Origin of the sequence: Flavivirga amylovorans (genome assembly GCF_030540875.1) — a bacterium.
Lineage (GTDB): Bacteria > Bacteroidota > Bacteroidia > Flavobacteriales > Flavobacteriaceae > Flavivirga > Flavivirga amylovorans.
Window position 1 is genome coordinate 283,179 of record NZ_JAUOEM010000006.1, and the last position, 11,400, is coordinate 294,578.

Here is an 11,400-nt window from a genome sequence, read left to right on the forward strand (position 1 = left end):
TATTTCGTATATTGCAAAAACATGCAATTACTAAATTTTACAATAATTAAGCTTACGATTTGTCTCGTTATAGGAATTTCTGTCGGCTATTTTTTTAGCATTTCTTTACATCGCCTTTTATATATACAGGCCTCATTTTTTGTTGCCTTATCCGTGTTTTACTTCATAGCAAAAAAGAAAATAGACCAAACCAATTGGTTTGGTCTATTTTCTTTTTTAATGATGATTAGCATAGGTGTATTGGCAGTAAATTTTCATAACGAAAAAAGCTTTTCTAATCATTACACTAATCAAATTTCAATAGAAAATGATACTTTAAAAACGATAACATTTAGAATCAGGAGTATTTTGAAACCTGGAAGTTTTCATGACAAATATATTATAGATCTTTTAGAAATTGATGGTCATAAAGCAACAGGAAAATCCCTTTTAAATATTCAAAAAGACTCATCTTTAAAGACTTTAAAAGTCGACGATATATTTATAAGTACAATCGCTTTTACAAGTTTAAACCAGCCATTAAATCCTTATCAATTTAATTACAAAGCCTACTTAGAGAAAAAATACATTTACCACCAGCTATTTGCTTCTAATCAATCACTTTTACAAGTAAGTTCGAGTGCACATACTCTTTTAGGGCTTGCCAACAACATTCGCGAGCATATTAATTCAAAATTAAAATCTCATCATTTTAAACCTGACGAACTTGCCATAATTAACGCTTTAATATTAGGGCAGCGACAAAGTATTAGTAAAACGATTTATTCAAATTATACAAACGCTGGTGCTATACATATTTTGGCTGTATCTGGATTACACATCGGTATTATATTAATTATTCTAAGCTTCGCGCTTAAGCCTATAGAAAACTTCAAACATGGAAAACTTATAAAAACTATTCTATTAGTCATATTTTTATGGTGCTTTGCTTTTATTGCAGGGCTATCAGCTTCAATTACTAGAGCTGTTACGATGTTTAGTATTATAACCATAGCTTCAAGCTTAAAAAGACCTACCAATATTTACAACACACTGGCTATATCTATATTTACAATATTACTTTTTAAACCTATGTTTTTATTCGATATTGGTTTTCAATTAAGTTATTTAGCCGTTTTTGCTATTGTTATTGTTGATCCAATTATCTATAAACGGTGGAAACCAAAATCTAAAATAATAGATTTTTATTGGCATACATTTACGATCACCCTTTCTGCCCAATTAGGTGTTATACCTATAAGTCTATATTATTTTCATCAATTTCCGAGTTTGTTTTTTATATCCAATTTAGTAATCATCCCTTTTTTAGGCTTTATTTTAGGAATCGGAATACTTATCATTCTGTTAGCTAGTTTAAATATGCTTCCAGAATATCTGGCAAATACTTACGGTTACATTATAAGTTTAATGAATGATTTTATTGCATGGGTTTCAAGACAAGAAGTCTTTTTACTGAAAGATATTCCTTTTAATCTTTCATATGTTATCGCTACTTATATTGTTATTATTTGCTTGATAAGAATTTTAAAAAAATGGCACTACTCTAGCCTTAAATATGTATTAATTGCTTTCATAATTTTTCAGAGTGTTGCTATTTATACGAATTATAATAAACCTACAAATGAGTTTATCGTTTTTCACAAAAACAAGCATAGCCTTATAAGCAACACCATACATAATAAAATGTTATTAGCTTATGATTTTGATAGTTTATCCAGTAGTGCAAACAACATCGTAAAAGATTATGCTATTGGTAATCATATTAATAGTATAAAAAAAGACTCTTTACAATCTATTTATCTTCTTAAGAATAAAAGACTTCTGGTTATTGACAGCTTGGGAGTTTACAATATAAAATCATTTGAACCTGATTATTTGTTACTAAGGCAATCACCAAAAATAAATTTGAATAGATTGATTGATTCTATCAAACCAAAATATATTATAGCAGATGGGAGCAATTATAAATCTTATATAAAAACTTGGGAAACCATTTGCAAAAAAAGAGAACTCCCTTTTCACCAAACTAGCAAAAAAGGAGCTTTTATTATTCCATATTAGACAAAAACTGTGTCAGTGTGAACCTAACGTTTACACAGTTACCCCTTAAACTCAGGTTTAAAGGCTTTGTAGTACACATTAAATTTTTCTTGAGTGTCAATTTCTTTATGATCGTCTTTACTAAACATTTTTAGATATAATTCTAATTGAGGTGGTGTTTGATAACCTCTAATTGGAGCAATGACCTCGCCTTTTTCATCTAAAAACACAATTGTTGGATACGCTTGTACTTGAAGGTATCGTGACAACTCGTGCGCAGAATTACGTCTTTTTGCATTTGCTGGATTATAGTTAGGGTTCGAAAATACTTTCCCTTTATAATTAACCTTCTCATTTCCTTCTGCATTAAATTTTACTGCATAATAGTTTTTATTTACATAATCTACTACGTCTTTATTATGGAATGTATTTTTATCCAGCATTTTACAAGGCCCACACCAGCTAGTATAAACATCCATCATAATTTTTTTAGGTGTTTTCTTTTGAAGTCCTATAGCTTCCTCAAAAGTCACCCAATTAATCTTCTGTGCATTTGTAAAAGCTGTTGTAAAAACAGCTAATAATAACAATATCCTTTTCATCTGTTTCATTTTTTATCTATCTAAATGTAATTCACCAATAATCATATTTATTGGTGTCAACTTACAACATAGACATCGCTTTATCGATCCATTTAATTGGGCCTCCAGCTACATATCCTGTACTTCCAAGGCTTCTTAAATTTATTTGTTTTTCAGAATTAATTTCTGGATTAACAAACCAAATTGTAGGATAACCTCTTACTTTAAAAATACTTTGCAGTTGACGATTTTGAGCTTTAATATTAGCATCTTGAGGAGTTCTTTTTGGAAAATCCAATTCTACAAGAACAACATTTTCATTGGCCCATTTTTTAAATTCGTCTGTTTTAAAAACTTCTTTTTGTAAACGTATGCACCAACCGCACCAATCTGATCCTGTAAAAAACATTAACAGCGGTTTTTTTTCTTGCATAGCAAATTCGGATGCTTTGCTCATATCTGTATGCCAAGTTAGTTCTTGAGCATTAACAAATACTATAGTAAAAAAGCTTATTAAAAATATATAAATTGTTTTCCTCATACCTATGTTTGTTGCAAAACGTATACCGAACTTACAAAAAATGCTCCAAATCTGGAGCATTTTGAAATTATTTTAGCTGTTTTTTCGACTAACGAACGCCGTGCATTAGTTTTTTTAATACAGGATTAAGGACTATAGATATGAAACCAACACCTATTGGTATTAATGTGAATATTAAAAAGAATGTCCCTAATGAGTATTGTTCGGAAATTTTATCGATCATACCTCCCATCGTTCCTGCTGCTTTTTGTCCAACGGCAATTGCTAAATACCAAACCCCAAACATAAACCCAATCATTCTAGGCGGTACCAATTTACTTAAATAGGATAAACCTACTGGCGATAAACACAGTTCTCCCATAGTATGAAACAAATAAGCCAAGATTAAAAATATAATACTTACAGAAGCCGTTTTTGCTCCTGAAGGAATATCTGAAGCACCATAAGACAACACAGCAAAACCAATACCTAATAAGATCAAACCTATTCCATATTTCATGGCTGCACTTGGATTATATTTGCTTTCCCACCACCTAGAGAACAATGGAGCTAGCGTAATTATAAAAAACGAATTCAAAATCCCAAACCAAGTGGCCTCGATCTCATTTCCTGGCTCAGAAAACTTATTTACCAATCTAAAAATCACCAAATACCAAATACCAATAAATGCAATAGCAAGAATGATGTTAGACAATCCTATCCTTGAAAATGTTTTTTTAGATAATAAAAAAAGTACCCAAGTAATAATAATAAGAGGTATTGTTGTTAATAAAGCATCAACAATTTTAAAAATTAATGCTGAGTTTCCAACAAGCGTCCTATTGGTATAATCTCTGGCAAATAAAGTCATTGAACCCAACGACTGTTCAAAGAAAGCAAAGAAAAACACTGTAAATACTCCAAAGATTGACACTGCAATAATTCTATCTCTAACTATCGGAATATATCTGGATATTCTAGTTACAAGTAATATTAAAAACAAAACCAATGCTGCTAATACAATAATATTAGAACCATTCATTCCTCCAATTTCAAAAGGCGCTAAACTTTTTCCTCCAATTTTTTCTAAAGGATCATTAAATAAATATAGCAATCCACCTATAGAAGATAAAACAATCAACACCTTATCCAACATAGTGAAAGGGTTTAATTTATCATCTACATTCGTTTTTTGTTCTTCTGCAGGGCTCTCTTCATTTATATTTTGAGGCAACTCAACTTCATAAACTTTTGAAGGTTTTGCTCCGATACTTCCAAACAAACTACCAGCTAACCAAAACTGAAGCATTCCCAAAAACATAAAAATTCCAGCTAAACCAAAGCCCCAAGACCAACCATAATTTTCAGCTAAATAACCACATAACATCATACCAAAGAAGGCACCAGCATTAACCCCCATATAAAAAATAGTATAAGCACCATCTTTTTTAGATTCTTTCCCCTTATACATCTCAGAAATAATAGAGGTGATATTTGGTTTAAAAAAACCTGTTCCAATTACCAATAAAGCTAATCCGATATAAAAGGTCATAGTTGTTTCCAAGGCCATAGCTGCATGACCCAAGGTCATAATTAAGCAGCCAATAACCACAGCAATACGATAACCTGTGATCTTATCAGCAATCCACCCTCCTATAATTGGAGTTAAATATAATAACGACGCATAAGTCCCTATTAAAGCCAAAGCATGCTCCCTTGGCCATTCCCATCCTGGATTATCACTCAAAATAGGAGCGGTTAAAAATAACACCAAAAGTATACGCATCCCATAAAATGAAAAACGTTCCCACATTTCGGTAAAAAATAACACAAACAGTCCAGCTGGGTGTCCAATAACTCTGTCCTCAAATAGGTTTTCAATATCAGTATTCATATAAAAAATCGTTAGTTATAGAAAAAACCCTCTTAAAGAGGGTTTACATATTTTTAATTATCCGCAAGTTCAAAACCTTCAGCTTCTTCATATATAGTTCCTTCATTGTCTTCAGCTCCATGTGTAAGCTTTTCTAATTTTTTGCGGAATACCATAACTAAACTACCAAATAGTACACAAAAAACAGCAATTCCAGTAAATACTGTAAATTCGCCTAAACCTTCAGCAGACTCCCCTAAAAGTCCTGCTAGTTTATTGCCAAAACCAGTCATAGCAAAATAGACACCCATCATTAATGATGCATATTTAACTGGAGCTAGTTTTGTGATATAAGACAATGCTACTGGCGAAATACATAATTCCCCAACGGTATGAAACAAGTACGCTAAAACTAACCAGTACATAGCAGAAGCTCCTGTGCTATTAAATTCTGATGCTGCTGCAGACATAAAGAAGAATCCTGTCCCCATGATAATTAATCCAATTATCATTTTAAATAAAGACGTAGAGATTTTTCCTTTTAATTTTCTATTTGCCCAATATAATGCTACTGATGTCCCTAAAAATATAATAAACATTGCATTTAATGACTGGAACCAGGAAGCTGGTACTTCCCACCCCATTAACATTCTATTAGTATTCTCCTTAGCATATATATTCATTAAACCACCTGCTTGCTCAAAAGCTCCCCAGAATACAATTACTAGTAAAAAAGATATAAATAACACTACCACTCTATCTTTTTCTATGGCTGTTAAAGGCTTTTTCATGGCTTCCTTTTCTTCTAGATTTTCAGAAGCTCCTAAAAAATTCCCAACGTGTTTCAAATGTTTTTGCCCTACAACATATTGTATTAACCCTAAAGCCATACCTATTCCTGCCAATCCAAAACCATAATGCCAACCATGTACTTCTCCGACATAACCAACTATTAAACTTGATAAAAAAGCACCAACATTAATACCTATATAAAAAATGGTAAACCCTTTATCTCTTCTTATATCTCCTTGCTGGTATAAACCTCCAACCATTGTTGAAATATTTGGTTTTAACATCCCTACTCCGGCAATAATTAAACCTAAACCAGTATAAAACGCCCACATTTCTTCTACCGCTAATATACTATGACCAGCAACTAGAAGTAAACCTCCGTAAAGAACAGATTTTTTTTGACCTAAAAACTTGTCTGCAATCCAACCTCCCGGTATAGACATCACATATACTAACATTGTATAAGTACCATAAAGCGATAAGGCATCACCATTAGTCCATCCTAATCCGGCATTTCCTGATTGAGTTTCTGCCACCAAGTACAGCACCAATATTGCTCGCATTCCATAATACGAGAAACGTTCCCACATTTCAGTAAAAAATAGCACATACAATCCTATCGGATGCCCAAATAATTCCTTTTGCTTTATTGTAGTTGAATTTGACATAAATTTATAATTAGTTAGTTTATCCTTTTATCTTTATTTTTTTTACTTCGTTTTCTTTTTGCTTTTCAATTTTATCACCAAGCTTATCATTGATAAAATTTGTCATTTTTTTAAACAGATGTAGTCTGGTGTTACCTCCATAAATACCATGATTTTTATCTGGATATACCGCCCAATCAAATTGCTTATCTGCTTGAATTAATGCTTCTGCTAAACGCATGGTATTTTGTAGATGGACATTATCATCTCCTGACCCATGTACCAATAAAAAATCCCCTTTTAATTTATCTACATGATTTATTGGGGAATTATCATCATAACCACTTGCATTTTCCTGAGGTGTTGTCATATAACGCTCTGTATAAATAGTATCGTAAAAACGCCAGCTACTTACTGGAGCCACAGCAATAGCCATTTTAAACACATCGTTTCCTTTAAACAAACAATTACTACTCATAAAGCCGCCATAACTCCATCCCCAGATTCCTATTCTGGAAGCATCAATATAAGGGCGTTCCCCTAATTGTTTTGCCGCTGCTATTTGATCCTCTACTTCGTATTTACCAAGTTCGTTTTGAGTTACTTTTTTAAACGCAGCGCCTTTTAAACCTGTTCCACGGCCATCAACACATACAATAACATAGCCTTGTTGTGCTAAATGCTGAAACCAATAATCATTCGCACTATTCCAACTATTCGAAACAGACTGAGAGCCTGGTCCCGAATATTGCGTCATAAATAGTGGATATTGTTTTGATTCATCAAAATCTGCTGGTTTAATCATCCACATATTAAGGTCGTTACCATTGACATGAATCGTACTAAATTCTTTCTTTGATGTCTTATAATCTGAAAGCTTTTGAGATAATACATCATTATCCTTTATACTTTTTATTAAATTTCCAGAAGCTGCACTATTTAAAGTATATTCTGGTGGTGTAGTGGCACTTGAAAATGTGTTAATGAAGTAAGAGAAATCAGCACTAAAAGAGGCTTTATTAGTCCCTTCACTTTTTGTTAATCTTGTTTTATTGCGCCCATTTAATTTAATGGAGTATACATCGCGATTGATGGAACCATTTTCAACCGATTGGTAGAAGATTCTATTCGTATTTTTATCATAACCATAATAGTTAGTAACCTCCCAGTTCCCTTTGGTTATTTGATTGATAAGCTTACCATTTTTATCATAGTGATAAATATGATTAAATCCATCTTTTTCACTTGTCCAAATAAAACTATTGTCCTTTAAAAAAGTTAGATTATCTGTAATGTCAATATAGGCAGCATCTCTTTCTTCTAAAACTAAATTTGCTGTATTTGATTTTGAATTTATCATCCATAAATCCAATTCGTTTTGGTGCCTGTTCATATAATGAGCACTCAAAATATCTGAATTGTTAGTCCATTTTATACGTGGAATATAAACATCCTTATAATCTTTATCTACTTTTACTTCTTTTGTTTCATTTGTACTTAGATCATGAATATGTAATGAGACTATAGAATTGGCTTCTCCAGCTTTAGGATATTTAAACACTTGCTGTGTTTGATAAAGTCCTTCACCATAAACATCCATTGAAAACTCTGGCACATTGGCTTCATCAAATCGTATAAATGCTATTTTATCACTTGCGGCATTCCACTCAAAAGCACGTACAAACGAAAACTCTTCCTCATAAACCCAATCTGTTATTCCATTTATAATAACATTCTTTTTGCCATCAAAAGTTATTTGAGTCGTTTCACCAGATTGTAAATCTTTTACATATAAATTGTTATTCTTCGCAAAGGCAACTTTATTTCCGTCTGGTGAAAATGTAGGCTCTTGAATTTTATCTTCAGTAATTAACGTTAAGGATGCGTCATTTACATTATAAACATAGTAGTTCCCCAAGGTAGAGCGACGAAAAATTGAAGTTTCGTTTGTTGCTAAAATCACTTGATTTTCATCATCACTAAAAGTATAATCGGTAAAATATGCTATGCCATCAAGGGAATCTGAATTCACTAATGTTTTAACTTTTTTCAAAGTCTTATAATCGTAAATATCAATAGTTGTAATTCGTGATTGTCTATCGAAGTTTAAAACGGAGTATTCCTGTCCGTTTTTCATAGAGTGTAAAACATCCATTCTTTCAGTTCTATAGGAACCATTCCAAATGGATTCAAGGGAAATTTCTTTCGTTTGTGCTATTAAAAAAAATGTTGTGAAAAAGCAAACACAAAAAGACAATTTTAGGTATTTCATTAAAAAAAATATTTATTTCATAAAATGATGTCAAGTTTACTAAAAATTCTGCAAAAAACCGTCATTATTAACACTTAAATAACCTTGCATAAATCAAGATATTCAATATTCATACCAAGAGTAGTATCTTTGCATTGTAAATTATCATGTTATGAGTAAATCTATTGCCGGCTTTTCTAAACTATCTAAATCTAAAAAAATCGATTGGATCGTTGAGACTTATTTTTCTAATAAAGAAGATGCAAATCGTATTTTAAAACAATATTGGAATACCGATGAAAAGCTACAACAACTTCACGACGAATTTATTGAAAACACTATAACAAATTATTATTTACCACTTGGTGTAGCTCCTAATTTTTTAATAAATGATACGTTGTATACCATCCCTATGGCTATTGAAGAAAGTTCGGTAGTAGCAGCGGCTAGTAAAGCAGCTAAATTTTGGCTGGAACGAGGTGGTTTTAAAACACGTGTTATTTCTACAACTAAAATTGGTCAGGTTCACTTTATTTACAAAGGAGATTTTAATAAATTAAAACAGTTTTTCGACAAAACAAAGCCCAAGCTCATTAAAGACTCTAAAGCTATTACTGCGAACATGGAAAAACGCGGTGGCGGTATTATTGATATTGAGTTACGGGATAAAACTGATGATATAAAAGACTACTATCAGCTTCATGCTTCTTTTGAAACACTTGATGCTATGGGTGCTAATTTTATAAATTCTTGCTTAGAACAGTTTGCAAAGACTTTTAAAAATGACGCATTGAAATTTGATGTATTCTCTGCTCAAGAGAAACAAATTGATATCGTTATGAGCATTTTGTCTAACTATGTTCCAGATTGTTTAGTACGCGCCGAAGTAAGTTGCAAGGTTGAAGATTTAAGTGATAATGATACTATTTCTGGTGAAGACTTTGCTACTAAGTTTATCCAAGCCGTTAATATTGCTGAAGTAGAACCTTATCGCGCTGTGACTCATAACAAAGGGATCATGAATGGTATTGATGCTGTTGTTTTAGCTACTGGAAATGATTTTAGAGCCGTTGAAGCTGGTGTGCATGCGTATGCATCAAGACATGGCAAATACAGTAGCTTAACGCATGCTAAAATTGAAAATGGCATATTCACTTTTTGGATGGAAATTCCATTAGCATTGGGTACAGTTGGAGGCCTTACTGGCTTGCATCCTTTAGTAAAATTAGCATTAGAGTTATTACATAAACCATCGGCTAAAGCCCTTATGCAAATTGTAGCAGTAGCAGGTTTGGCTCAAAATTTCGCTGCGCTTCGTTCGCTTACCACTACAGGTATTCAACAAGGTCATATGAAAATGCATTTAATGAATATTCTTAATCAGTTTGAAGCTAGTAATGACGAAAAGGAAACTATAACAGAGCATTTTAAAACAAATACTGTGACTCATAGTGCGGTTGTTGAAGCTATTAATAAGCTAAGAGTAAAAAATTAAATGAAGTCTTACTACAGTAACGGAAAACTTTTACTTACGGGGGAATATGTTGTTCTAGACGGAGCGCAATCATTAGCTATTCCTACAAAATATGGACAGTCTTTAGATGTTGAAACTATTCTTGAGCCTAAACTTCTTTGGAGGAGTTTGGATGAAAATGGGACTGTTTGGTTTGAAACTATTTTTGAAATCACAAATAATGAGCTTTCTATCGCTAGTAGAGATGACAACAGCCTTTCTAAAAGGCTTATTCAAATTTTAAATGCAGCTAAGCAGCTCAATACAAATTTTTTAAGCACTGGTAAGGGCTTCAAAGTCACAACCAAGTTAGATTTTCCTCGACAATGGGGTTTAGGCACGTCTTCTACATTAATAAACAACATAGCAGCATGGGCAAATATTGATGCTTATAAATTACTAGAAATTACTTTTGGAGGTAGTGGTTACGATATTGCTTGTGCTCAACATAACACACCTGTTATTTATCGATTAGAGCATGCTAAACCGTTCGTTAAACCAATCGATTTTAACCCGCTTTTTAAAGATGATTTATATTTTGTTTATTTAAACAAAAAGCAAAATAGCAGGGATGGGATTAAGCACTATAATACTACCAAAGGCCACTTAAAAAGTGATATTGAAAACATCAACACTATCACCTCACAAATAGTCACCACAAATTCTTTTGAAGACTTTGAATCCTTAATAACTCAACACGAAGACATTATATCTAAGCTTACCAAGCAAAAGGTCATTAAATCACTTCTGTTTGATGATTTTAAGGGCAGTATTAAAAGTCTTGGAGCTTGGGGTGGTGACTTTATTTTAGTAACCTCAAAGAGCAACCCTAGTTCTTATTTCAGTAAAAAAGGTTTTGAGACTGTTATCCCCTATACTGATATGATTTTATAAGTTGTATTTTACTTCAATCAAATTCCACATATAGACAATCACAATAATTGGTCAAGTATGACTGAAGCTATTAACATAACCTGAGCGACATAAGAATAAAATTATTAATCTGAATTTCAAAAAGTTAAAAATTAATGTCAGGTTGAGCCTTTCGACTCAGCTCAAGACAGGCTAAAGTCGAAACCTATTTAAACATCTAGATTTTAATGACCTTTCGACTGCGCTCAAGGCGACATGTAATATTATTAGTGAACTTATCGTTAGAAATATGCTTGTATTAAATCGAAAT

At 32.3% G+C, this 11,400-nt stretch carries 8 protein-coding genes; 3 read left to right on the top strand and 5 right to left on the bottom strand.

Going from position 1 to position 11,400, the window contains the following annotated elements; genetic code table 11:
* Positions 1-21: 21 nt before the first annotated feature.
* Positions 22-2,061 (top strand): ComEC/Rec2 family competence protein, encoded by a 2,040-nt coding sequence (locus tag Q4Q39_RS17330; RefSeq protein WP_303283818.1) that lies wholly within the window; start codon positions 22-24, stop codon positions 2,059-2,061.
* A gap of 38 nt (positions 2,062-2,099) precedes the next feature.
* On the opposite strand, the gene Q4Q39_RS17335 is transcribed toward Q4Q39_RS17330, so the two are convergent.
* The 5 genes from Q4Q39_RS17335 to Q4Q39_RS17355 all read right to left on the bottom strand — a co-directional run bounded on the left by Q4Q39_RS17335 (position 2,100) and on the right by Q4Q39_RS17355 (position 8,725).
* Positions 2,100-2,642, bottom strand: a complete 543-nt coding sequence (locus tag Q4Q39_RS17335) for a thioredoxin family protein (protein WP_303283819.1) — start codon at positions 2,640-2,642, stop codon at positions 2,100-2,102.
* Positions 2,643-2,703: 61 nt separating this feature from the next.
* A complete protein-coding gene (locus tag Q4Q39_RS17340) occupies positions 2,704-3,162 on the bottom strand; it encodes a thioredoxin family protein (RefSeq protein WP_303283820.1) in 459 nt (152 codons plus the stop codon).
* Between the two features lie 88 nt (positions 3,163-3,250).
* Positions 3,251-5,035: a peptide MFS transporter gene (locus tag Q4Q39_RS17345; RefSeq protein ID WP_303283821.1), complete on the bottom strand. Its 1,785-nt coding sequence runs from the start codon at positions 5,033-5,035 to the stop codon at positions 3,251-3,253.
* 53 nt (positions 5,036-5,088) lie between these two features.
* Positions 5,089-6,474, bottom strand: a complete 1,386-nt coding sequence (locus Q4Q39_RS17350; protein WP_303283822.1) for a peptide MFS transporter — start codon at positions 6,472-6,474, stop codon at positions 5,089-5,091.
* 19 nt (positions 6,475-6,493) lie between these two features.
* Positions 6,494-8,725 carry a S9 family peptidase gene (locus tag Q4Q39_RS17355; protein ID WP_303283823.1) on the bottom strand — a complete coding sequence of 744 codons (2,232 nt, stop codon included), beginning with the start codon at positions 8,723-8,725 and terminating at the stop codon, positions 6,494-6,496.
* Positions 8,726-8,876: 151 nt separating this feature from the next.
* On the opposite strand from Q4Q39_RS17355, the gene Q4Q39_RS17360 reads away from it, so the two are divergent.
* On the top strand, positions 8,877-10,199 hold the full coding sequence (locus Q4Q39_RS17360; RefSeq protein ID WP_303283824.1) for a hydroxymethylglutaryl-CoA reductase, degradative: 1,323 nt from the start codon (positions 8,877-8,879) through the stop codon (positions 10,197-10,199).
* The gene (locus Q4Q39_RS17365; RefSeq protein WP_303283825.1) at positions 10,200-11,111 is read left to right on the top strand and encodes a GYDIA family GHMP kinase; all 912 of its coding nucleotides are present in this window, start codon (positions 10,200-10,202) and stop codon (positions 11,109-11,111) included.
* Positions 11,112-11,400: the final 289 nt, after the last annotated feature.